Below are 24,257 nucleotides of genomic sequence, written 5' to 3'. Positions count from 1 at the left end.
AGCTGTTTAGAAACTATATCTCAATCCCACTTGCATTCTCCAGCGCGAGATTAAACTGGTATTGACTGCAAATGAATCTACTCTGTTTTCACTAAAGCTGTAAACCGGCAGATTGGTTTGCTGATCGACAGAGACGCCTATCGGCTGTTGATTAAAGGGTTCCTGCACGATGCCCCAGTCCGAATTAATTAAGTTACCCAAATTAAGAATATCTAGACTCAGCTGAATTGTATTGGTTTTGTCTCCGGAAACCTTGAAGTTGTAGTCCTGTAAAACTTTAAGGTCTACTGTACTTCTCCAGGGTGCCAAAGCGCCATATCTTTCAAAATAACGGCCTCTGTTATCCCGCATATAGTCGTTATTTTCAATAAATGCATTATAAGCATCTGCTTGTCCGGGACCAGTAAACTGCATCTGCAGCAGTTCCTGTTCTGTTGGAATGTAAAGGAGGTCATTGATGTTTGACCCATCATTATTGATGTCTCCGCCATAGGTGTAGTTATAACGCCCCCCTTTGGCATATTCTATAAAACTGGAGACTGTGGTTTCCCATTGTTTTTGGGAACCATACTGCCAGTTTTTAGAGATAACAGCGATGAAACGATGTGTATCTCCGTATTTTGAAAAGCCTAAGGCATCCGTGTTTGCGTTTCCTAAGGTTGGGTTGAAATTAAAAGCGTCTCCAGTAATTTCCGCCTCTATGGAGTTCACGTCTTTTGCATTCAAGTAGCTGTAGGAAGCACTTACATAAAGTCCGTTATCAAAGTTCTTTTTTAAGGTTGCAACGGCATTGAAAATTCTTCCTTTGTCAGAATTTGTAAACACATACGCATTGTTAGCTCCTTTATCAACAGCGGCGTAAATGGCTCTGTTATCTACACCGGCAAGGCTTTCTGATGGTTCCTGCAATCCCCAGTTCTGAACATGAGCGGCATTGATATCCTCGGTGTAAGAAAGGTCTGTGGAAGCGATGATTCCATTGTCGAATTTATAATCCACACCCAGATTCGACCGCCATACCTGTGGGAATTTAAATTCCGGATCTACGATTTGAAAAAATGTTTGATCTGCACCACTCACCTGATTGCCAATCCAGACGAAAGGCAATCTACCCGTAAATACTCCGGTTCCACCTCTTATTTGTAAGGTTTTGTCGTTGCGAACATCCCAGTTAAATCCAAGCCTTGGAGAAATTAAAAAGTCATCCGTTGGAAGTTCAGTCGAGTTTAAAGTTGTTTCTGAATTGGTTTCAGGATCATAATAAACCGTCTGAGGATCTACTGAAGCTCCATTATCGGTCTCAATAAACTCTCTAATTTTTTCATCTGTATTGAAATACATCGGTTTATCGAATCGTATTCCATAGGAAAGCTTGAAATTATCGGCTATACTCCATTCGTCTTGTGCATAAAAGGACAGCTGGCCTACATTGACTTCAGCAAGCCTCCATCCCCCATCGTTTCCAACACCCTTGGCGTTCCTGGATTCGAAAACGTTCTGAGCATAGGTTAAGTTTTGGGCTATCGCACTCTGGCTTCCGGCATTAGCATCAGCTAGAAAGGCATCTACAGAAGGATAAGCCCTGAAGGTTCCGTAATATCCGTTTGGATTGCCAAAGTTGTCGTAAGCCGCTAAATTGAATGAATTATCAAATTCAAAACGCTCAAAAGCTGTTCCAAGAGTAATGGAATGATCCCCTACAAAAATGTTGAAATTATTGGTGACCTGAAATACCTTTTGCTGTAGTTCATTGTTAATAGAAAAGGGCTCGTGTCCGGCTATGATGAAGTTTGAACCACTTCCATCCTGAATCGTAATGGGAGGAGCCGGAGCAGAAAACGGATTCCTGAAATCATTAAAATACGTATATCCCGCCTGAAATTTATTGGAATACTTGTTACCAAAACTGGAATTCAGTTCAAACTGAACGGAATTCAGATTGTTATTGGACTGGTATCCGGAATTTTCGAATTGAATGACAGAGGGGCTTGGTCCTCTAAATCCAAGAGCGGTTCTGTGCGCAGGATTATCTTTCGAAGCTCTTAAGAAGTTATAAATAAGCGCTGCTTTGTGATCCTTATTGATGTTCCAATCCAATTTCAGAATACCTTTTGTAGATTCAGAATTATAATTGAAACCTTCAAACCTTCCGGTATCGTACCCCAAATTTGCAAGGGCATTAGAAACCGCCATCATATCTGTAGCTAGAACTCTGGATTCATCAATGGCTCCTGTCCCTCTGTTCGGAGTAAAAGGGGAGCCTAAATCTGTTCTGTCATCTTTTTCAAAATTAGCAAAGAAGAACAGTTTATTTTCAATAATGGGTCCGCCTACACTTACACCATATTGAATTTGATTCAAGTCATTTCTAGGTACGTCCTGACCTTTAATTTCACCCCCAGTCAGGTTTTCATTTCTGAAAAAACTGTAAACTGTAGCATCGAAGGTGTTATCGCCGCTTTTGGTAACAGCGTTCACCGAAGCACCAGTAAAACCAGATAAGGTCACATCGTAAGGCGCTGTAGTGACTTTAATTTGTTCAATGGCATCCAGGGAAATGGGTTGAGCACCAGTTTGTCCGCCGGGAGTTGGAGAGTCCAGACCAAAGGGATTATTGAAAACGGCCCCATCTAAGCTGAAATTGTTGAACTGATCATTTCTGCCACCAAAGGAGTTGCCGCTTGCCGTAGGTTCCAGTCTTGTAAAATCCTGTGCTGATCTGGAAATAGTGGGTAATCCTTTTAAGTCTTTACTGGTAATTTGGGTAGCTGCACCCGTTCTTTCGCTGGAGAAAGTCGGGTTATCGGAAACCGTAATCAGGACTTCATCCAGTGCATTGGAAGTCGTTACCAGTGTGATATCTATATTGTAGGTTTCCCCCAGGTCGAGAGTTATGTTATCCAAAATCTTGGTTTCGAAGCCAACATAACTTATGTTAACCCGATAGGGTCCTCCAATTCTCAAGTTATTCAATCGGAATCTCCCATCCATATTGGTCATAGCCCCATAAACAGATCCTGTGGGTAAATGTGTAGCGACCACATTTGCGCCGGGCAATGGTATTCCCTGGTCATCCTTGACCAGACCGGAGATGGTAGCGGTGGTCACTTGAGCCATAGCTGAAGACAGCCCCATAAAGAATAATAGAATAAGGATGTAAATTTTTTTCATGTAAGAAAGGCTTTGGTTAGTGTAAAAAAAAAGCTGTCCCATAAGGACAGCTTATAAAATAATTTAAATCGAATGCATTTAGCTTTCTTCTACAACATCAAAAGTAAAATCTAAAATCACATCTCTGTGAAATCTCAATTTTGCTTCGTATTGACCTAAGCGTTTAATGTTTCCACCTAAGATAGTAATGTACTTCTTGTCGATGTCCACATCATGCTTTTTCAACTCGTCGCTAAGATCACCAGCGGTAATACTTCCAAAAAGTTTATCACCAGCACCTGCCTTAGAAGGTATTTTTATGTCAAGCTCTTTAGCTCTTTCAGCTAAAGTATGAGCCTCTTCTATAACTTTCTTTTCTTTGTAAGCACGTTGCTTAAGGTTTTCTGCCAAAACTTTTTTTGCTGAAGGTGTTGCAAGTACTGCAAGACCCTGAGGAATTAAAAAGTTACGACCGTATCCGTTTTTCACAGATACTAAGTCATCGGCAAAACCAAGTTTTTCAACGTCTTTTTTAAGTATAATTTCCATTTTTTTGCCTTTTTATTTTAATAAATCACCTACGTATGGCATCAAAGCTAAGTGGCGTGAACGCTTAATAGCCTGTGATACTTTTCTTTGGTATTTTAAAGAGGTTCCTGTTAAACGTCTTGGTAAGATTTTACCTTGCTCGTTCACGAATTCCATCAAGAAGTCAGCATTTTTGTAATCAACATACTTGATGCCAGCTCTTTTAAAACGACAAAAACGGGTTTTACTTTTTGTTTCAATGTCTAACGGGGTTAGGTATCTAATCTCACCGTCATTCTTACCTTTCGATTGTTCTTCAATTGTTGCCATAATTACGCGCCAGTTTTAATTCGTTTAACTCGTTCTTTAGCCCAATCAATAGCATGTTTGTCTAATGCAACGGTCAAATAACGCATCATTCTCTCGTCTCTTCTAAACATAACTTCTAAAGGCTCGATGGTTGCTCCATCTACTGTGTACTCAAACAAGTGGTAAAATCCACTCTTCTTGTGCTGGATCGGGTAAGCCAATTTTTTTAGGCCCCAATCTTCTTTGTTTACCATCTTTGCACCTTTCGAAACAAGAAAATCTTCGTATTTCTTTACTGTTTCCTTTATCTGTTCTTCAGATAAAACGGGATTCAAGATGAAAACAGTTTCATAATGATTCATAAATATTTGTTTTAATTTAATGCCTGCAAAAGTACAACTTATTCTTAATATTGCAAACCCCTTGTCTTGATATATTTCAGGGAATGTTTCCTATATCAATTTCAAACTTTTATCTTTACTCAAAATTCATTTAAACACCTATGAATACTTATATAGATCATACTTTATTAAATGCTGATGCCACATTAAAACAGATACATAACCTGTGCGAAGAAGCCATCGCTTATAAATTTGCTGCGGTTTGTATCAACTCATCCTATGTAAAAGCTGCAGCTGAAATTCTTAAGTATTCTGATGTTAAAGTATGTACCGTAGTCGGTTTTCCCCTAGGAGCTTCCTCGACAACAGCCAAAGTTGAAGAAGCAAAACAGGCGGTAGCTGATGGAGCTTCCGAAATAGACATGGTGATTCATCAGGGGAAACTAAAGGATAAGGATCACGATTATGTGCAAGCAGACATCCAATCCGTTAAAAACGCCATAGGTGAGCATACCTTAAAGGTGATACTGGAAATCTGTAACCTGTCTGAGGATGACATTGCTGTAGCCTGTCAGTTAGCTGAAAAAGCGGGTGCAGACTTTGTAAAAACCTCTACGGGCTTCAGCAGACATGGGGCCACGTTGGAAGCGGTAAAACTCATGACCGAAAATACCTCTGATCAGGTTAAAATTAAAGCTTCAGGCGGTATAAGAGATTCCGAAACGGCTAAAGCTTACATAGACCTTGGTGTTTCCAGAATTGGGGCTTCCGCAGGAATTGCCATCGTAGAAGGAACTTCGTTTAATTCAACCTATTAAACTTAACAACGATGAGTGTACACATTGACGCAAAAAAAGGCGACATCGCTGAAACTATACTTTTGCCCGGTGATCCGCTGAGAGCCAAATGGATTGCCGAAACCTTTCTTGAAAACCCAACCTGTTATAATGAAGTACGCGGAATGCTGGGCTATACGGGTACGTATAAAGGCCGAAAAGTATCTGTACAGGGGACGGGAATGGGAATTCCTTCCATAAGTATTTATGCACATGAACTGATTACCGAATTTGGCGTGAAAAATCTTATTCGCGTGGGAAGTGCCGGTGCTATCCAAAAAGAAGTAGAAATGCGCGACGTTATTATCGCCATGTCGGCATCTTCAAGTTCTTCTTTAAACAGGAACAGGTTCAAAGGTGGCGATTTCGCCCCTACGGCTAGTTTCAGTCTCTTCGACAAAGCCATTCAGGCGGCCAGGAAGCTTGATATTTCGTTTAAAGCCGGAAACGTGGTGTCATCAGATTTGTTTTATACCGACGACCCAAAAGAGCATGAAATGTGGGCGGCTTTCAATGTGTTATGTGTAGAAATGGAAGCTGCAGGCCTCTACTCTATAGCTGCTAAACACCAGGTCAATGCCCTTGCCATCTTAACCATCTCAGACTCGTTAATCACAGGAGAAGAGACTTCTGCTGAAGAACGTGAAACCACCTTCAATCAAATGATTCAAATCGCCCTGGAACTTGGAGACTAAGGATTCTGATCTTCAGGTATTAAGCCAGTATCAGGGATTTATGAAGACGAAGCTGATGATAAATCAGCTTCCGGGTTCCAGCATCCCGACCTTTGAATTTGAACTTCCGGAAGAACTCAGGCAAGTCGCCAGTTTTCCTTATGATGAGGCCAGACTGTTCAGGTTCTTAGGGAAACGGGCTGAAATATTCTTTAAGTATTACCTGTCCTTATCCAATCGCTATGATGAAATCGCTTACAGCCTGCAAATCATGGATGATAAAATTACCATCGGTGAATTTGATTTTCTATGCCGAGATCTTATTCAGAATGAAATACTACAGGTAGAGCTGGTCAATAAAATCTATTTATACGACGATAACCTGCATGAAAATCCGGATTATTGCTGGATTGGACCCAACAGGCTGGACAGGTTTTTGGATAAAATCGAAAAATTAAAATCTCAGCAGTTTCCACTCCTCTATCACCCAAAAGCAGAAAGCACCTTCCGAAACCTGGAAATCGATCCCTGGAAAGTCAAGCAGCGAATTTGTTTTAAGTCGATTTTGTTTATCCCGGAACACTGTCACACCAGGTTTTTCACCACCAATTTAGAAGCTATTGCAGGCTATTTCTATACGCTCAATCAGTTTTTGAATAAGAACTGGAAACACCAGTCTTTTTTCATTCCCAGGAAAATAAACTGGTTTACCGATGAAACCCAACATACCAACTGGTATTCCTATGCCAAAGTCCTGGTTAAGCTTCAGGAATTTATGGAAAATAAGCAATCGGTAATGCTTTTCAGAAGAAATAAGAAAGGAGAGACTTATAAATTCTTTGTGGTATGGTGGTGATGTTCTAAGACAGTTTTCTTACTTCCTCAGCCTGCATATCTTCAATGGTCTCCTCACCTATTCTATAACGAATAAGCCTCAAGGTAGGCAATCCCACCTTTGCTGTCATTTTACGCACCTGTCTGTATTTCCCTTCGGTAAGTTTTATTGAAAGCCAGGACGTATCACCGTGTTCGTTTTCATTTCTGATGTCTTTGGCACGTTTAGGTAATCCTGCTGGAGGTGTCATAAGACTGACTTTGCAGGCTTTGGTTTGATAGGCTTTTCCGTGAATACTGATTTCCAGTCCCTCAGAAAGCTGTTTCACCTGCGCGTCTGTGGCGATTCCGTCAACCTGAGCCCAGTATTCTTTTTCTATTCCGGTAGACGTGATTTCATAACTGAATTTACCATCCGTAGTTAGAAATAATAACCCTTCAGAATCCTGATCCAGACGACCAACAGCCATGATTCCTTCGGGAAAATCCCCGAGTTCACCAAGAAGTCGTTTGTTTCGTCGCCTGCTTTGATTATTTACAAACTGACTTAACATACCGTAAGGTTTAAAAATTTTGAAATTGGCCATCTAAATAGGACTTAGGTTTTATATTTATGCAAAAATACAATTAAGGATATGCTTGAGGAAATTAAAAATAACTACAGTCATCTGTTTGAAGACGAACTGCTTCAGGAAATAGATGCGATAGGAATTTTAAAAACGGTAAGTGCCGGGGATGAACTGATTAGAACGGGTCAGTATTTATCGGCTATGCCCTTACTTGTGGATGGAGTTATAAAAATCATGCGGGAAGATGAAGATGGTTTTGAACTCATGCTTTACTTTTTAGAAAAAGGAGAAACCTGCGCTATGACCTTATCCTGTTGTACAGGGTCTGCAGTCAGCGAAATACGTGCTGTGGCAGAAACCGATTCTACCTTAGTGATGATTCCTGTAGAAAAAATGGAAGAATGGCTGGGAAAATACAAATCCTGGAGAAATTTCATCTTCGATAGCTACCACCAGCGTCTTATGGAGGTTTTAGAAACCATTGACAGTATTGCTTTCAAAAAAATGGATGAGCGTTTACTGGAATATTTAAGGAACAAATCAAAATACTACAACGATTCTGAAATTAAAGTCACCCATCAGGATATTGCCTTCGACCTTCATACCAGCCGTGTAGTCATTTCCAGGCTTTTAAAACAACTTGAAAAAACCAATCGGATAAAACTGAACAGAAATTCAGTGAAATTAATCGATATCGGGTGATGCGTAACTTTTGTTACTGTGGAAGCTGTCCAAATTCTTTAAATTTGCATTAAATTTAATGCTTTAATATGTTGATCTGTTCTGAATTTAATTCAATAGATACGTATTTTGAAGTCCAAATCTAACTTTATGCAAACAAAAATAACAGTACAAAATTTGAAATGCGGAGGCTGCGCCAATACCATTTCTAAACATCTCAATGCTTTTGAAGATGTGAGCCAGGTCAACGTAGAGGCCGAAAACGCATCGGTTTCTTTTGCTTACGAAAAGGACTCAACGCTTCCGAAAGTTGAACTTAAATTAAAACAGTTAGGGTATCCCGTTGCCGGGGATACAAATTCCTATATGAATAAAGCAAAATCATTTGTAAGCTGTGCAACCGGTAAAATGAATCACTAAATTAAAAAAATTGACTATGAATATTAAACAATATAACGATAAGCCTCTATCTCACCTTTCTTACGCCATTGTGAGCAATGGTAAGATGGCCGTTGTCGATCCTGCAAGAGATCCACAGCCTTATTATGAATTTGCTGAAGAAAACGATGCAAAAATCGTTGCGGTGTTTGAAACTCATCCTCATGCTGATTTTGTAAGCAGCCATTTACAAATCCATAGGGAAACCGGCGCCAGCATTTATGTAAGCAAACTCGTAGGTGCAGATTATCCACACCAGGCGTTCGATGAAGGCGATGCTTTCAAAATGGGGGACATTACTTTCAAATGTATCCATACACCCGGACACTCGCCAGACGGTATAACCATTCATGCGGTAGATGATGAAACCAGCAAAGAAGCCATTTTTACTGGAGACACTCTCTTTATAGGTGACGTGGGAAGACCCGATTTAAGAGAGAAGGCCGGTAATATGACCGCTAAACGCAGAGAACTTGCTCAGGCGATGTACAAAACAATGACCACGAAATTCAATCATTTATCCGACAATGTGTGGGTGTATCCTGCTCATGGTGCCGGCAGCTTATGTGGTAAAAACATGAGTGATGACACCACCAGTACCTTGGGTAATGAGCGTCTTGGAAACTGGGCGTTTCAGGAGCAGACAGAAGAGGAATTTGTAAAGGAAATTCTTGAAGGACAACCGTTCATACCCTCTTATTTTGGGCATGATGTCGATATCAATAAAACCGGAGCGACCAGTTTTAGAGCTTCCGTTTCTGATATTCCTGTTCATTTGAATGTGGAATCTTTTGATGTAGATGCTCCTATTATAGACACTCGACCTCAGGCGGCTTACAAAGCCAATCACATTTCCGGTAGTATTAATATTATGGCAAGAACCGAAAATGACAAGCTTGAAACCTGGGTTGGTGCCATCATTAAGCCAAAGGAAGCCTTTTATCTGGTGCTGGAATCTATATCAGCTTATGATGAAATTGTCTCCAGAATAGCCAAAATAGGCTATGAATCCCAAATTAAAGCGATTTTAACCCTGGGGCAGTCTCAATTTGAATCCTCAGACGATTTGGATTATACTGACTTTAAGCAAAACCCGGATCGGTATACCATTATAGACATCAGAAATGTCAGTGAGTTTGAAGAGTCTCAGCCCTTCGATTCGGCCAAAAACCATCCTTTGAACGAATTGAGGGAAACCGCAAAAGAGATTCCGACAGATAAGCCTATTGTAGTGCATTGTGCCGGTGGTTACCGAAGTGCAGCAGGAAGCAGTATTATCGAACGAATTTTACCAGAGGCTAAGGTTTATGATTTAAGCGAACGTATTAAAGACTTTAATCCCTAGTTTCAGGTATGATTATATTTAAAAGGGCGATGAAAATTCATCGCCCTTTTATTTTGATGTAATTTTGTAAATATGAAAAAGACAGTTTTAATTTTTCTCGGATTGCTAACGTTATCATGCATGCAGCCTCTTGAAAAAAAATCGACCACTCAAACTTATGTTCTAAAAGGGAGCATCAACGGAGATTTTGATGACTTCATCAAAATCAGATATGAAGATCAAATTGATAGCGTCGATGTAATCAATAATAGTTTTCAATTTGAAGGAAAAGTATCTTCTCCTAAGGCTTTTCAGTTTATATTTGACTCGATAACGTCTTCAGAGGTATTTTATCTTGAAAATGACACCTTGGTTTTCGATATCATTTCAGATAAAGTGGAGCTTGATAAGGAGGTGTTTAAAGATTACGGAGTCAGACAGTTAAACGGCGGAAAAACACAGGAGCTCCAATCTTACGTGAATTCACTTTTGAAATCAACTCCAAAATCAAAGAAAAACAGGACCATGCTATTGAATACGATGGATAGCCTGATCAAAATTCACCCGAATCACGATTACCTGGGTAAATTGCTTTCAGATTTGAGTATGAATCAAGACTTGTTATACACCGATGTAAGAAGTCTGGTCTCTAAAATGAACGTCGATGAATTAAACCCTGAGGATGTGGCAGTACTGGAGCAGTATCAGCAGAAACGCAGAAATTATCAAATAGGAAGTGAGATTCCTTCTTTTGAACTGATTTCGTTGACTTCAGATCCTGTTCTCTTAAAATCAGAATTTTCAAAACTCAATCTCATTGTATTTTGGAACAGCTGGTGTGAAGACTGTATATCTAAACAAGAGCAGTTACTGGAAGCCTATCGCACTTATAAAGCGGAAGGCTTTGAAATCATTGGTGTTTCTGTAGATACCAATCAGCAGGACTGGATCAAAGCTGAATCGCAGGAGTCTTTTCCCTGGAAGTCCTTACGGGTGAAAAAAGGATTTACAGGAGAAATGGCTTCAGAAATGGGAATTCTTGACCTTCCTCAGAATTATCTTGTAGATAAAAAAGGAAGGATTATTGAAATTAATTTAAGCCTTGACGAACTTAAAACTATATTATCTGCGTTATTAGATTAACTTATTTTAAATTAGTAAAAAAATATCATGAAACATCTAATCAAATTTTTAGCACTTGGTTTCTTTTTTCTGACACTTACACCTTCCAATTCCCAAAGTCTGGATCTTGGAATTAAAGCGGGAATAAACTACGCTTCCCTTTCAGGTTTACAGGAGGACAGTCGATTAGGACTGACTGGAGGCGCGTTTATCGGAGCACGGTTTAGCAGTTTTACACTTCAGGCGGAAGTTTTATTTTCTCAACAAGGCGGTGAATTCAATCAGGAGTCCATAGAAACCGATTATGCTCTGGTTCCTGTTATTTTAAAGGTTCATTTTCTGAAAATCTTCAACCTGCAGGCTGGTCCGCAATTCAATTTTCTGGTGAATGAATCCGATGTCTTGGACTCAGAAAAACTCAGTATTTCCGGTGCTGCCGGAATTGGCCTGAGCTTAGGCTCCTCGCTGAGCATTGATGCCCGATATAATTATGGTTTCAACGATGTTGTCTTTGAGGGCGCTGAGGGAAATAACACGTTTATTTCTGTTGCTCTTGGCTTTTCTTTTCTTTAAGTTCAATTGAAATCTCGGAGTTGTCGCCAATGTCAATTCTGGACATCTGATAATCGGGATGCGTCAGAATGAGTTCATCACCTCTGTTTTTGGTGTTAATTCTGAATTCACCTTTAGCATCTGTCGTTGAATTCAAGTCGGTACCCATCACTTGTACGAGAACATTTTCTACAGGGGCTCCACTAGCGTTTGTAACTTTACCATCCAGGAGGTTACTATCATTTCCGCAGGAAATAAAAGCCAGGGAAAGCAAGATAAAAGCAAGTTTTTTCATAGTATCATTGTAATAAATAGTTATTGAGTCATATGACACGAATATACAGTTTACTTTTTATCTTCTGCATTTCTTTCAGCATGCAGTCACAATTATTGACCGGAGAGAACAAACAGTTTAGCAGAGCAGATACCTTACGGGGAAGCCTCAGGCCAGAACGAACCAGTTTTGACGTCTTGTCCTACACTTTAGATATTCAGCTCGATCCCAAGCAACGTTTTTTAAGCGGTTTTAATAAGATCGAGTTTCGGGTTTTGGAGGAAACCTCAAAAATACAGCTGGATTTATTTCAGAATATGGAAATAGACTCCATCGTATTCAATAAAACAAACCTGACGTACCAAAGGGATGAGAATGCCGTTTTTATCAATTTTGAAACCCCTTTAAAAGCAGGTACTGCAGAACGTCTTTGGTTTTATTATTCAGGCTATCCAGTGGTTGCTAAAAATGCTCCCTGGGATGGTGGATTTGTATTTTCTGAAGACCAGCAAGGTAAACCTTTTATAGCAGTCGCTGTTCAGGGAACTGGAGCCAGTCTCTGGTATCCCAATAAGGATCATCAAAGTGATGAACCCAATTCGGCAGATATAAAAGTGAGTGTACCCAATGGTCTTATGAATGTTTCCAATGGAAGATTGATTGAAGAAATTCCTATGGATAACGGCTATACCAAATGGCACTGGAGGGTGGAACATCCCATCAATAATTACAATATTACGTTGAATGTAGCTGATTACGCTCATTTTGAGGATGCGTATCAAGATCTTTCGTTAGACTATTATGTCTTGAAAGAAAATTTAGAAAAAGCCAAGCAGCAATTTCAACAGGTCAAGCCTATGATGAGTTGTTTCTATACAAAATTCGGAGAATACCCTTTTCAGAAAGATGGTTTCAAGCTTGTGGAAACGCCATATCTGGGTATGGAACACCAAAGTGCGGTTGCTTATGGAAATAAATATCAAAATGGATATTTTGGGAACGATATGTCGAATACAGGGATAGGTCTTAAATGGGACTTTATCATCATCCACGAATCGGCACATGAATGGTTTGGCAATTCTATTTCCGCTGCCGATATCGCAGACATGTGGATACACGAGAGCTTTACGGCCTATGCAGAATCTGTGTATGTAGAATGTCAGTTTGGTAAAAAAGAGGCCATTACTTACCTCTATGGCTTAAGAAATATCATTGCCAACGACAGACCGATTATCGGCAAATATGGCCTGAACCACGAAGGTTCCGGAGATATGTATTATAAAGGTGCAAACCTGCTTAATACACTGAGAAGTGTCATCGATGATGATGAAAAATGGTGGAAGCTTTTGAAACAGTTCCATGAGACCTTTAAGTACCAAACCATTCATACCAGGGATGTGATTGCGTTTTACGATGAAAATACGGAGATGAACCTCTCGCCTATTTTTGATCAGTACCTTAACTATACGGATATACCGGAATTACAGCTGAAATTTGAGGAGAACAAAGCGCTGTCTATGCGCTGGGAAACGGATGTAGACCATTTTGAAATGCCCGTAGAGTTTCAAAATTCCCAGGAAAGATCTATAAAAAGGGAAGTTATCGGTAATGAATGGAAATCTTTAGATATGCAACTGGAGGATATTCAGGATCTGGCTATCAATAGATTTGGGTATTATATCAAAATTAAGCAAGTTGACGATTAAATTCAGCTCATCAATTTGGCCAAGGTTTTCTTTCTGTTGATCTTTCCTGAACCGGTTTCTTCAAACTTATCTATCAGATAAATGTGTTTTGGTTTTTCGTACTTATCAAGGCTTCCTAACTTATCTACGGCCTCTCTGATATCGCTCAGAAACTTATCGCTTTGAGGGGCTTCGATGAACAAAACCACCTGTTCTCCCAAGGAATCGTGCGGCAGTCCGGCAATAAAGAACCGGTGTGTGATAAGCTTCTGTAATTTTTTCTCAAGCGTTTCCGGAAATATTTTTATTCCCCCGGAATTTATGACATTATCCAATCTGCCCTTCCAGAAAAACTTTTTGTAGGTCAGGACGTCTACGATGTCATTGGTCACTAATTCGTGATCCAATATTTTTGGAGCCTTAATTACCAGGCAATTGTTCTCATTTTGTGATACACTTATACCGGGTAGAGCTTTAAAAGGCCTTTTCTCGGTGTTATCCGTCTTAGGGTTTAACTTTCGGGCTGCGATGTGCGAAATGGTTTCCGTCATCCCATAAACTTCAAAGACTTTTGTAGGAATGCCCTGAATCAAGCCGATAAGATTTTCGGAAACGGCACCACCGCCAATGATTAATTTTTTTATCAAATGCAGCCTTCCTAAGGAATTGTCGACCTGAAAAGGGGTCATTGCACAAAAATCATAGGTTTTAAAAAGTGCATCCAATGGATTCGATTTTGGTTCTACGATATCCAAATCCCAGCCCAGGGTTATGGCTCTTACCAGCATCATACGTCCACCTATATAATCGGCGGGTAAACAAAGCAGTGCAGTCGTATTTTCATTAGCTTTGAAAAACTTACCCGTAGCCAGGGCGCTGTTCACCATTTTTTGCTTATCGATAAAGTAAGTCTTAGGATCTCCGGTAGAGCCCGAGGTTCGGACTTTTATGCTGTCGTAGTCATCATTCAGCCAGTCTAAAAGAAAGTTCCCTATGGGTTCTTCAAAAGGCTCCCCCTCTTTTACGTAGCTATAGGCTATAGAATACAATTCAGTTCTGTTGAAATGTTGCCCATTGATTTTAAACAAGGGATGAACTTCAAGGGGATGATCTATCATGAGTCAATGTTTAGACATCATCAATTTTAAATATTATTAAAATAAAAAGCTATTTTAATATGTTAAATTATCACTATGAGCTGGTTTTTGGTACTTCCACTCTACCAAATAATTTGGATTTCCAGTTTTTCCAGTTATAAATTTTTGCCATGATAAACAAATAAACGGGGTAAATTACCAGAACAGGGATTAACACGTCAAAGCCCACAGAGGGTTCTGTTGTATAGATTAAAATAGACTCGGTCTGGAAAGCGGTCCAGTCGGCTGTGACCAGCAAAGCGGTAATCAGGTTGTTGCCTGCGTGAAACCCTATAGAAAGTTCCAGCCCTTCGTCCATAAGTGCCATTATGGCTAGCAGAAATCCTGTTCCTATGTAACTGATCATGATGACGTAACCTAGCTTACCCACTTCTGGATTACCGAGATGCAAAAGTCCAAAACCAACCGACGTAAGAATTAAAGGCAGCCATCTGTTTTTAAAAATTACACCAATTCCCTGCATGAGATAACCTCTGAAATAAATTTCCTCAAAAGTGGTTTGAATAGGTACCATGATGATACCAATGCCAGCTAAAATCAGGAATTGATCCCATTTCAGATTCCAAAGAAAACTGTCCGGGTTTAATGTGAAATCCAGGATTGTCATCGCCGCAATAAAAAAACCAACGATGCTAAAGCCTATAAAGACGCGGTTCCAGTCAAAGTATTGACGCGTAGTCAGTACATCTTTGAACTTTTGATTATGAAAAAATCTTACAATGAGCCAGACTCCAAAAAAACCAACGGCAAATGACAACAGCATGAGAAAGAACGTAAGATTGGAATCTAAGGTACCCATCAGGGTCTCGTAATTCCCCAGGCTCGATAAATCTCCGCCATCTATGGCCAATTTGTAACTGACAGCGCCTATAAATGGGAGAGTCCCCACCTGCCAAATGATAAATATCAAAAATGTTCCTACAAGATACCTCCACCATTCATGATATCCTTTTGAAGCCAGTGCTATGAAATCTCTCATAAATCAAATTTATTTTCCCATGCAAGAGTAGGGTTATACATTATTCTTTCGCCTTTGATGTATAAAGGACTTTCAATATTATTGGTATAAAGTCCTCCTGTTCCCAGCCCCTGTGGCATGTTGCTGTTTTTTAGAAATGTAAACTGCGCTATGGCATTAAGGCCTATATTGCTTTCTAAAGCACTTGTGATCCACCACCCGATGTTATGCTGATCTGCCAGCTCAATCCATTCTTCAGCACCACGAAAACCACCTATTAAACTGGGTTTTAAAATAATATACTGCGGCTGTATAGTTAGTAAAGCTTCTTCCTTATTTGTTACATCTTTAAGCCCGATTAATTCTTCATCCAGCGCTATGGGTAAAGGGGTTTGTTTGCAAAGCCTTGCCATGTCCTGCCAATGCCCCTTAGCGATAGGCTGCTCAATACTGTGCAGATCAAATTTGCTCAGGCGTTCCAGCTTATCTAAGGCATCATCAGGAGAAAAAGCACCATTGGCATCTACGCGTAATTCAATATCAGAAGCCGAAAATTCGCTGCGGATATAGCTTAGTAAGTCCAATTCCGATTCAAAATCGATAGCCCCTATTTTGAGCTTTATGCAACTAAAGCCCTGCTGAATTTTATCCTGGATCTGACTTTTCATAAAGGACTTCTCCCCCATCCAGATCAGTCCATTGATGACCATTCCCTGCTTTCCCTCTGTAAATTTGGAAGGAAATAAAAGGTAGGGATTCGCTGAAGACAAAGATTGAAAAGCCATCTCCAGACCAAATTGAATGGAAGGAAATTCTTTTAATTTTGAGTAGAGCGTTTCAAGTCCTAAATGCATGTTTTGACAGGTCCATTCCAGAGTTTCCTTATAGTCTTCCCTGTCATCTATACTTAAGCCAGGAAGCAAACCACACTCTCCTATTCCAAAGCTTTCCTTGGTTTCCAGCTTGATGAACCAGGAGGGCTTGGTCTTTAAAACGCCACGGGACGTTCCGCTTGGACGTTTAAATTCTAGGTTATGTTTAAAAAAAGATGCTTTCATCTTAAAAGTTAAGTTAAAATCAAAAAGCCAATCTCATGTGAATGGCTTTTTGAATTGTCTGTTTAGATAAACTAATCGCTGATTTATCTAACCAGCTTTTTATACTTAAGTCGTTTTGGCATCGAATCTCCGCCAAGTCGTTTCTTTTTATTCTCTTCATAATCACTAAAGCTTCCTTCGAAGAAATACACTTCAGAATTTCCTTCAAAAGCCAGAATGTGCGTACATATTCTATCTAGGAACCATCTGTCGTGAGAAATCACTACCGCACAGCCTGCAAAATTCTCCAGTCCTTCTTCCAAGGCTCGAAGCGTGTTAACATCCAAATCGTTGGTAGGCTCATCGAGTAAAAGCACATTTCCTTCTTCTTTTAAAGTCATAGCCAGATGAAGCCTGTTGCGTTCTCCACCAGAGAGTTTATCGACTTTTTTGTTTTGCTCGCTGCCATTAAAATTGAATCGGCTCAAATAGGCCCGAGAATTCACTTTCTTACCTCCCATCATCACCAAGTCCTGACCATCGCTGAAGTTTTCCCAGATGGATTTATCCGGATCAATATTGGAGTGCGCCTGATCTACATAAGCGATTTTAGCGGTTTCTCCTACGATAAATTCACCTTTGTCCGGTTCGATTTCACCCATGATCATTTTGAAGATGGTGGTTTTACCTGCTCCGTTAGGGCCAATAACCCCAACAATTCCAGCCTGTGGCAGATTGAATTCCAGGTTTTCGTATAAAAGCTTGTCATCAAATGCTTTGCTTACGCCTTTGGCATCAATCACATTGGTTCCTAATCGCGGTCCGTTTGGAATATAGATTTCAAGTTTTTCATCAAGTTTGTCCTGATCCTGACTCATTAATTTGTCGTAGTTATTCAGCCTGGCCTTTTGTTTGGACTGACGTCCCTTTGGAGCCATTTTTACCCATTCCAGTTCGCGTTCTAAAGTCTTCTGACGCTTGCTGGCCTGTTTTTGCTCCTGAGCCATTCGCTTAGACTTTTGATCCAGCCAGGACGAATAATTGCCTTTCCAGGGAATACCCTCTCCTCGGTCCAGTTCCAGAATCCAGCCGGCTACATTGTCCAGGAAATATCTGTCGTGAGTTACCGCAATGACGGTTCCTTTGTACTGCTGTAAATGATGCTCCAGCCAGTGTACAGATTCTGCATCCAAGTGGTTGGTAGGTTCATCCAGAAGCAATACATCCGGCTCCTGCAGTAATAGACGGCAAAGCGCTACTCTTCGCTTTTCACCACCTGAAAGGTTTTCAATTTTTTGATCGGAAGGTGGCGTTCTAAGCGCATCCATGGCTACGTCAAGCTTATTATCCAGCTCCCAGGCATTGGTGGCATCTATTTTATCCTGAAGTACCGCCTGTCTGTCCATGAGTTTCTGCATTTTATCTGCATCTTCATAAACCTCCGGCAATCCGAAATCATCGTTGATTTTATTGTATTCATCCAGGATTGCCACAACATCCGAAACGCCTTCTTTCACGATGTCAAGCACCGTCTTTTCAGGGTCTAACTCGGGCTCCTGTTCCAGATAACCCACAGAATAATCCTGAGAAAACACAACATCACCCTGATAATTTTTCTCTCTCCCGGCGATGATTTTCATCAAGGTCGATTTACCCGAACCATTAAGGCCGAGAATACCAATCTTTGCTCCGTAGAAAAAACTGAGGTATATGTTTTTCAGTACAGGCTTATCTTCGCCCGGATAGGTCTTGGATACTCCCGACATGGAGAATATCACTTTTTTATCGTCTGCCATTTTGTAATTTTTATGCTATTTAATGTTTGCAAATATCTGAAATTAATGTCAGATAGATTTTTATTATTTATGAAGCCCTAGTAATCTCAGGATCAGCAACAGCTGCCCTGTATGGTAGGCTGTATGCTCCATAACCAGAAGGATTTCACGCAACAAGCTATGTTCATCCGAATTTTTGACCGGAAGATTTAAATCGTTTTTAGGATCTAAAATGAAATTCTCAAATGTTTTCCGATCCCTGAAATAATCTTCTCTGAGCTTTAGCCAGTCTTTTTCCGATTCTGGAGAGGACTTTTCAGGCCAGTAATCCTCAGGCCAGGTAGCGCTCTTATAGTCTCCTGAAGTAGAATATTCCAGGATGTCCTTTTGAGCACAAATAATATGATAAAAGACTTCATAAAATGAATATGGTAAATCCTGAGGACGTACGCCTAATTTCTCGAAGGTGATTTTGTCTAGAATCTCGTCTAAAGGCATAAAGGCCTCACCTCCTTTTAAATGGTTTACCAGTTGTTTCCTTTCAGCTGAACCTGACATCTTCGCCGTTTTTTAAACTCTTCCCTTCAGGGCATTAAATACCCATGCAATCGCAAAAAAACCAACACCCACTGAAGCAAAGCCCCAGCCGGCAATCTCATTATATCTAAAAGCGCCAAGAGCTATAAGTCCGAGTCCAACAATCACCATGATAAACGTTGCCCAAGCTAAAACTGTATTCTTATTCATTAGTTATCATTTTTTATGATTTGCTAAATTACGAAAACGTTTTTAATGTTGCTGATCTCCTGAACTCTTTATACTTAACTCAAGCATGAATCCATTCAGGCCAGCTTAGATGCTGTTTTTTAAACACAGGTTTAATGTTGACTTCAAGGCCTGTATCTCATCTTTACTTTGTAGTAACTTTTGATTGATCTCGAGTTCAATGCCCAGATAATGTTCCTGGAATTTTTTTCTTAAACTTGTTGTAAATCCGTCCGCTTTCCCTAAATACGGGTAATTCATCCTAACTCTGTACTGACCAAAGCCCGACTTCAATTCTTTTTTAAAGCCTTCTGCCCAGTCTTTCTCTGCTTTTCGTCTGGGATCGTACAAAATTCCTAATTCTGTTTCCCGAACACTGCCGTTCAACACAGGGGTGAAACTATGTACCGATACGTGTAAAACCTGTTCTCCTGCTTTGATGCTGTCTTCTATTTTCTGCTGAATTTGATGTCGATAGGACTCATAAAAATCGGCTATGAGACGATTTTTCTCTGCTGGATCCAGGTGTTTTGAGATGCTGGAAAATAACCGTGGATGATGCAGTGATCGGTTCACTTCGATTAAAAGTCTGCTCCAGGGGTAATGCGAAGAATAATCCGCTAAATCCTGCAGGGATTTGTAAACTTCAAAAGCACCGAGGTCGAAGCCTTCATGAGTATTTAGGCGATGCTGTTCACTTTCAAAATGAGTTTGATATTGCGATGGCAGCAAATTAGAAGCATGTTCACAAGTTAGGATTAATTTCACGGTAAAAACAATTCGTTTTTAGATAAGCTGTCACCGAGTTTATGATAGACTTTCAGAATATTTACTTCGGAAAAGTCCGCGTCAATTGCTTTTAAAATTCGGGTAGATAAACTCCCCTGGTTTAAAATCAAACCGATAGCCTCAGCATGTCTGTTGCTCATTCTTGAAGAAACTATATTAAATAGATGTTTGAAAACTTCTTTTGCAGGCATGGATTTTGCCTTTATTCCAAATAATCCCAGGTAAGTTTCATTAGAGATGACCGCTTCTTCGGCATACTCGATACTTTCATTCAATATCTCAAAAAGTGGATCTTCGTGCCAGGCTTTTTGTTCTCCCAAAGGAGTATAGGTTTCACGGATTAACTCCTTTAAAATTTCGACACTAAAACTGGCTATGGCCACATCAGCCAGGGGACATTCCTGTAAATCCAGTACCCGGATTTCGATGGCATTTCTGTCAAATCTGGCAATAGCTCCTCTGGAATTCAGGAAATGATGTTCTAAAATTTTATCTGTATCGAAAGCTTCAATTGCTGCATTAATAGGATCAAAAATCTGTCTCTTATAGGCTTCATAACCAAAGACCTGTTCGGGAATCACCTTCCCGGTCATTTCTGGTATTTGCTTCTGATTGGTGAGATACAATTTCATTCTGGCATCCATATATCCGCCAAACTTGCCGTCTAAAATCGGTGAACTCGCACTTAAGGCTGGTAAAACAGGTAGCAAAATACGTATCGCAGCATGTAGTTTTTCAAATTCTGAATCATCGTAAAAGGGTAAATTGATGTGCATGCTCTGCACATTGGACCAACCGTGACCTCGACAATCAAAAATCCTGTTGTAAAGCGCATAGATTTCACTGTAAGAATGCTGCCAAAGTTTCATTTCCAGTTCCGGATTCATCAGTGGATGTGCCGCAGAAGGCCATAGACGGCAATTTCGGGCCTCAAGCAGTTGGTTGATTTCGAGAATGTTTTTATGAAAGTTTTGATCCAGCATATTCAAATCTGCGGCTGGCCCATTGGTTTTCAATTCTACCACATGGGCTGCTAATTCGTTGCTCCATTCTATAGGACCATTATCCACATCAGAAACAATGCTTCCCGTTTTTAACTTCATCAGTTCATCGACAGAAGCCTCGATTTTCCCGGTTTGAGCATTTACAAGCATGTATTCCAACTCTATACCGAATACGTCAAAGAGGTGATATTTCATAGGTCCTGTTTAGAATTAAGACGGTTTTTCAAAGCCTGAAGTATTGTGGTGTATACGGTATCTCCATACAACCCATCTTCCACTCCAAAATCTATATTCGGGTTGTCATTGATTTCGATGACGAGCGCTTTTCCATCAACCTCTTTTACATCTATGCCATAAAGCCCTTTTCCCATGATTTTAGCTGATTTTAAGGCTGCTTTCATCACAGGCTCCGGAACATCTTCAACAGCAAAACAATCTGCATTTCCATCCTGATCTCCTTTTTTGTTTGCAGCCCAGTTATAAATCTGCCAGTGCCCTTTGGCCATAAAATAGCGGCAGGCATAAAAGGGTTTGGAATCTATAATCCCAATTCTCCAGTCGTATTCAGAAAAGGTGAATTCCTGAGCAATAATCAGGTCGGAGGTTTTAAACATCTCTGCAATTAAGGCGGCATAGTCTTCTTCTGTTTTCGCTTTTTTTACACCAAAGGAAAACGTAGAATCCGGAGATTTCAACACACATGGCAAGCCCGTGTATTTAAGAACTTCATGCGTGTTGTCTTTGTGAACAATCATGGTTTTTGGTGTAGAAATTCCGTTCTTATTCAAGGCTTCAGCCATAAATACCTTATTGCAGCATTTCAAGATGGCATCCGGATAATCTACAATCGCTAAACCATCCTGCAGGGCCTTTCTGGCAAAGGTATATGCCTCATTATTGACTTCGGTACTCTGTCTTATAAACAAAGCGTCGAACGAAGAAAGCCTGTATAAGTCTTCCGGATAGATCAGTTCTACATAGAAGTTCATTTTCTCTGCTAAATCCATAAACTTTTTTAAGGCCTTTGGATTGCTCGGAGGTGCAGGATCATTTTTTTGCACTAAAATCGCTAAATCGTATTCAGATTTATCAATTTTAGGGGTGTCGTATCGCTTTTTGGAAAAATACTGGGAAGCGAAATGATGCATGCTTTCCAAGTGGTCTTTCGGAATTTCAGAAAGGGAAATGCCCTTTATCGACTTTATATTCCACTTGGTGGTGTGTTTAAAAACCACTCTAAGGAAAGGAATTTGAAAATACCTGAATATCAAAGCACTTAATTCCCGATACTTTTGAGCTACATTTTGACCGAAATAGATGCTCAAAGTGAATTCCTGGGACTTAATGGTCTTTAGGCTTTGCTGAATTTCTTCTTCAAAATCTTCGGAAACGATTTTCACCAGCTTCTTTTCGCCGAGATCTACCAAATTACTGATCGTAGGAATGGATGTATGTCCCCTGGCTTCTGCCAGTAAGGAAACATAATAGCCTTTGGATTGGTAAGAGTAGGTGTCACTCAAATTGAAGACCCTTGCATTTTTCAAGGCTGCGTATTCAGGCTTTGTGAGGTAATCTTGTGAAGTTATAATGGAAGTATGATCCATTACAATTGGCCATTTTTCGGGTTGACTAACCACTATAAGTTTGTTCATTTGGGTATTAAAAATACCAATCAAAAGTAGTCTAAAATTAGTTCCGAATTCAGTTTTTGAATTAATAAATAACCATGCGCTTTATTATTTTTTTCTGGCCTGAATTCAAAATAAAAGCGCTCTGCCTTTAGATAGAGAGTTTAGCCTGAATACTGACACTTTTTGCAGTTCAAAAACTTTTACCTGGCTTACAGATCTAGAAATAATATAGTCTTTGCTATTGTCTCATCTGAGGAAGTAATAAGTTATTGATTTGCCTTCAGTTGCAGGCGATCAATCACTCATAAAAAGTCGTTGAAATTTCTTCCTGTAGAATACAGATAAGGCAGTATAGATTTTAGGTTTTGCTGCGTTCTGTTTAGACCTCATTGAAACGTCTAAACTCAAGTAGAATACTTAAATTATTCCGCCGCTATCATCTCCTGTATAAAATCCACCTTAACAATGCCGTCGTCGTCAATTTCATTCAAAAGCACCTGGTGTTTGGTATTGACCAGTTCAGGGTTCCAAAAGCTTTTAACTTTGACGTAATTCTCGGTAAAACCATGGATATACCCGGATTTATTTTCGCCTTCAAACAAGACTTCGTGCGTAGAGTTCAGCTGACTTTCATAAAAGGCACGTCGTTTTTTGGCAGAAAGCCCTCTTAGCATCTTGCTGCGCTTCTTTCTCACTTTTACTGGCACGACCTCTTCCATTTCTGCTGCGGGTGTGTTGTCTCTCTCCGAAAAGGTAAACACGTGCAAATAAGAAATATCCAGTTCGTTTAAAAAATTGAAGGTTTCCAGAAACAATTCATCGGTTTCGCCGGGAAAACCAACGATAACATCGACGCCAATACAGGCATCCGGCATTTGATTCTTGATTCGATCAACGCGATCCACGTAAAGTTCTCTTAGGTATCGCCGGCGCATTTTTTTCAGGAGGGTATTGCTTCCGCTTTGTAAGGGGATATGAAAATGAGGTACAAAACACTTGCTGTTTGCGACAAAATCTATGGTTTCGTCTTTAAGCAGATTAGGTTCTATGGATGAAATGCGAACTCTATCAATGCCTTCCACCTGGTCGAGAGCTTTTACAAGGTCTAGAAACGTATGCTCGTGTTTCTTGTTTCCAAACTCGCCTTTGCCATAATCCCCAATGTTGACGCCTGTTAACACGATTTCTTTGATGCCCTGCTCAGAGATTTCCCTGGCATTCTTTAGCACATTTTCCAGTTTGTCTGATCTGGAAATACCACGCGCCAGTGGTATGGTGCAATAGGTGCATTTATAATCACAGCCGTCCTGGACTTTTAGAAAAGCGCGAGTTCTATCTCCAATAGAATACGAGCCTACATAAAAATCGGCTTCATCAATTTCACAGGAATGTACCTCGCCAAAGTCATTTTTGGTCAGATCGCTGATATAATCGGTCACTTTAAATTTTTCGGTGGCACCCAGCACCAGGTCTACTCCATTGACTTCAGCGAGCTCTTCGGGCTTTAATTGTGCGTAACAGCCAATTCCTATGATAAACGTATCGGGATTTGATTTTTGAGCCTGCTTAACGATGGTTTTGAATCGCTTATCAGCATTTTCCGTTACGCTGCAGGTATTGATGACCACCACATCAGGATCGCTTTCGAATGCTACGCGCTGGTAACCCTCGTCTTCAAAATTCCTGGCTATCGTGGAGGTTTCAGAAAAATTCAGCTTACAGCCTAAGGTGTAAAAAGCAACTTTTGGTGTGGACATGATTTTGTTTTGTAAGACTAAGGTTGTCTAAAATAAATTCAGAAGAAACCTCTATATTCGCAATTGT

General features: G+C 40.1%; 25 protein-coding genes. 9 read left to right on the top strand and 16 right to left on the bottom strand.

Annotated features, from left to right (window positions below):
- Positions 1-6 precede the first annotated feature (6 nt).
- The 4 genes from G3567_RS09255 to rpsF all read right to left on the bottom strand — a co-directional run bounded on the left by G3567_RS09255 (position 7) and on the right by rpsF (position 4,349).
- Positions 7-3,171, bottom strand: coding sequence for a TonB-dependent receptor (locus tag G3567_RS09255; RefSeq protein WP_164005042.1), 3,165 nt, complete (start codon positions 3,169-3,171; stop codon positions 7-9).
- A 78-nt stretch (positions 3,172-3,249) separates the two neighbouring features.
- Positions 3,250-3,699, bottom strand: a complete 450-nt coding sequence (gene rplI, locus G3567_RS09250; protein ID WP_164005041.1) for a 50S ribosomal protein L9 — start codon at positions 3,697-3,699, stop codon at positions 3,250-3,252.
- A gap of 12 nt (positions 3,700-3,711) precedes the next feature.
- The gene (gene rpsR / locus G3567_RS09245; protein ID WP_003438584.1) at positions 3,712-4,008 is read right to left on the bottom strand and encodes a 30S ribosomal protein S18; all 297 of its coding nucleotides are present in this window, start codon (positions 4,006-4,008) and stop codon (positions 3,712-3,714) included.
- Between the two features lie 2 nt (positions 4,009-4,010).
- Positions 4,011-4,349: a 30S ribosomal protein S6 gene (rpsF, locus tag G3567_RS09240; RefSeq protein WP_093369070.1), complete on the bottom strand. Its 339-nt coding sequence runs from the start codon at positions 4,347-4,349 to the stop codon at positions 4,011-4,013.
- A 140-nt stretch (positions 4,350-4,489) separates the two neighbouring features.
- Between rpsF and deoC the strand changes: the two genes are divergently transcribed.
- The 3 genes from deoC to G3567_RS09225 are packed head-to-tail and all read left to right on the top strand — an operon-like array spanning position 4,490 to position 6,694.
- Positions 4,490-5,146 (top strand): deoxyribose-phosphate aldolase, encoded by a 657-nt coding sequence (gene deoC / locus G3567_RS09235; protein WP_164005040.1) that lies wholly within the window; start codon positions 4,490-4,492, stop codon positions 5,144-5,146.
- A gap of 11 nt (positions 5,147-5,157) precedes the next feature.
- Positions 5,158-5,859, top strand: a complete 702-nt coding sequence (gene deoD / locus G3567_RS09230; RefSeq protein ID WP_164005039.1) for a purine-nucleoside phosphorylase — start codon at positions 5,158-5,160, stop codon at positions 5,857-5,859.
- Positions 5,860-5,899: 40 nt separating this feature from the next.
- Entirely contained in the window at positions 5,900-6,694 is a 795-nt protein-coding gene (locus G3567_RS09225; RefSeq protein ID WP_235923537.1) for a DUF1853 family protein, read from the top strand.
- 4 nt (positions 6,695-6,698) lie between these two features.
- Here the strand turns inward: G3567_RS09225 and G3567_RS09220 are convergent, their stop codons facing one another.
- Positions 6,699-7,259: a pseudouridine synthase gene (locus G3567_RS09220; RefSeq protein WP_164005037.1), complete on the bottom strand. Its 561-nt coding sequence runs from the start codon at positions 7,257-7,259 to the stop codon at positions 6,699-6,701.
- A gap of 48 nt (positions 7,260-7,307) precedes the next feature.
- Here G3567_RS09220 and G3567_RS09215 point away from each other — a divergent pair, with 48 nt between their 5' ends.
- From G3567_RS09215 to G3567_RS09195, 5 genes are all read left to right on the top strand, one after another.
- Positions 7,308-7,943 (top strand): Crp/Fnr family transcriptional regulator, encoded by a 636-nt coding sequence (locus tag G3567_RS09215; protein ID WP_164005036.1) that lies wholly within the window; start codon positions 7,308-7,310, stop codon positions 7,941-7,943.
- A gap of 129 nt (positions 7,944-8,072) precedes the next feature.
- On the top strand, positions 8,073-8,342 hold the full coding sequence (locus G3567_RS09210; protein WP_164005035.1) for a heavy-metal-associated domain-containing protein: 270 nt from the start codon (positions 8,073-8,075) through the stop codon (positions 8,340-8,342).
- A 16-nt stretch (positions 8,343-8,358) separates the two neighbouring features.
- Positions 8,359-9,705: an MBL fold metallo-hydrolase gene (locus G3567_RS09205; protein WP_164005034.1), complete on the top strand. Its 1,347-nt coding sequence runs from the start codon at positions 8,359-8,361 to the stop codon at positions 9,703-9,705.
- Between the two features lie 120 nt (positions 9,706-9,825).
- Positions 9,826-10,827 (top strand): thioredoxin-like domain-containing protein, encoded by a 1,002-nt coding sequence (locus G3567_RS09200; protein WP_164005033.1) that lies wholly within the window; start codon positions 9,826-9,828, stop codon positions 10,825-10,827.
- A 27-nt stretch (positions 10,828-10,854) separates the two neighbouring features.
- Positions 10,855-11,379 (top strand): porin family protein, encoded by a 525-nt coding sequence (locus G3567_RS09195; protein ID WP_164005032.1) that lies wholly within the window; start codon positions 10,855-10,857, stop codon positions 11,377-11,379.
- On the opposite strand, the gene G3567_RS09190 is transcribed toward G3567_RS09195, so the two are convergent.
- Complete coding sequence (locus G3567_RS09190; RefSeq protein WP_164005031.1) at positions 11,345-11,653, bottom strand: carboxypeptidase-like regulatory domain-containing protein; 309 nt, start codon at positions 11,651-11,653, stop codon at positions 11,345-11,347. The two genes, G3567_RS09195 and G3567_RS09190, sit on opposite strands and share 35 nt — an antisense overlap.
- Before the next feature lie 32 nt (positions 11,654-11,685).
- Here G3567_RS09190 and G3567_RS09185 point away from each other — a divergent pair, with 32 nt between their 5' ends.
- On the top strand, positions 11,686-13,338 hold the full coding sequence (locus tag G3567_RS09185; protein ID WP_164005030.1) for a M1 family metallopeptidase: 1,653 nt from the start codon (positions 11,686-11,688) through the stop codon (positions 13,336-13,338).
- Positions 13,339-13,340: 2 nt separating this feature from the next.
- Here the strand turns inward: G3567_RS09185 and G3567_RS09180 are convergent, their stop codons facing one another.
- From G3567_RS09180 to mtaB, 10 genes are all read right to left on the bottom strand, one after another.
- Positions 13,341-14,435 (bottom strand): AMP-binding protein, encoded by a 1,095-nt coding sequence (locus G3567_RS09180; RefSeq protein WP_164005029.1) that lies wholly within the window; start codon positions 14,433-14,435, stop codon positions 13,341-13,343.
- Positions 14,436-14,508: 73 nt separating this feature from the next.
- Positions 14,509-15,453 (bottom strand): CPBP family intramembrane glutamic endopeptidase, encoded by a 945-nt coding sequence (locus G3567_RS09175; RefSeq protein ID WP_164005028.1) that lies wholly within the window; start codon positions 15,451-15,453, stop codon positions 14,509-14,511.
- Positions 15,450-16,490 carry an o-succinylbenzoate synthase gene (locus tag G3567_RS09170; RefSeq protein WP_164005027.1) on the bottom strand — a complete coding sequence of 347 codons (1,041 nt, stop codon included), beginning with the start codon at positions 16,488-16,490 and terminating at the stop codon, positions 15,450-15,452. Before G3567_RS09170 ends, G3567_RS09175 begins: the two co-directional genes overlap by 4 nt.
- 83 nt (positions 16,491-16,573) lie before the next feature.
- On the bottom strand, positions 16,574-18,265 hold the full coding sequence (gene ettA, locus G3567_RS09165; RefSeq protein WP_164005026.1) for an energy-dependent translational throttle protein EttA: 1,692 nt from the start codon (positions 18,263-18,265) through the stop codon (positions 16,574-16,576).
- Positions 18,266-18,328: 63 nt separating this feature from the next.
- Positions 18,329-18,802 carry a DinB family protein gene (locus G3567_RS09160; RefSeq protein WP_164005025.1) on the bottom strand — a complete coding sequence of 158 codons (474 nt, stop codon included), beginning with the start codon at positions 18,800-18,802 and terminating at the stop codon, positions 18,329-18,331.
- Positions 18,803-18,814: 12 nt separating this feature from the next.
- Entirely contained in the window at positions 18,815-18,991 is a 177-nt protein-coding gene (locus G3567_RS13355; protein ID WP_093369135.1) for a CAL67264 family membrane protein, read from the bottom strand.
- 105 nt (positions 18,992-19,096) lie between these two features.
- On the bottom strand, positions 19,097-19,777 hold the full coding sequence (locus G3567_RS09155; protein ID WP_164005024.1) for an N-formylglutamate amidohydrolase: 681 nt from the start codon (positions 19,775-19,777) through the stop codon (positions 19,097-19,099).
- Entirely contained in the window at positions 19,774-20,997 is a 1,224-nt protein-coding gene (locus G3567_RS09150) for a carboxylate-amine ligase (protein ID WP_164005023.1), read from the bottom strand. The genes G3567_RS09155 and G3567_RS09150 overlap by 4 nt, the downstream gene beginning before the upstream one ends.
- Positions 20,994-22,454 carry a RimK family protein gene (locus G3567_RS09145; RefSeq protein ID WP_164005022.1) on the bottom strand — a complete coding sequence of 487 codons (1,461 nt, stop codon included), beginning with the start codon at positions 22,452-22,454 and terminating at the stop codon, positions 20,994-20,996. The genes G3567_RS09150 and G3567_RS09145 overlap by 4 nt, the downstream gene beginning before the upstream one ends.
- Before the next feature lie 401 nt (positions 22,455-22,855).
- Entirely contained in the window at positions 22,856-24,190 is a 1,335-nt protein-coding gene (gene mtaB / locus G3567_RS09140; RefSeq protein ID WP_164005021.1) for a tRNA (N(6)-L-threonylcarbamoyladenosine(37)-C(2))-methylthiotransferase MtaB, read from the bottom strand.
- Positions 24,191-24,257: the final 67 nt, after the last annotated feature.

The organism is Psychroflexus aurantiacus (genome assembly GCF_010820555.1).
Lineage (GTDB): Bacteria > Bacteroidota > Bacteroidia > Flavobacteriales > Flavobacteriaceae > Psychroflexus > Psychroflexus aurantiacus.
The sequence above is the reverse complement of the archived record's forward strand: the minus strand, read 5'-3'. Positions and strand labels throughout refer to the sequence as shown.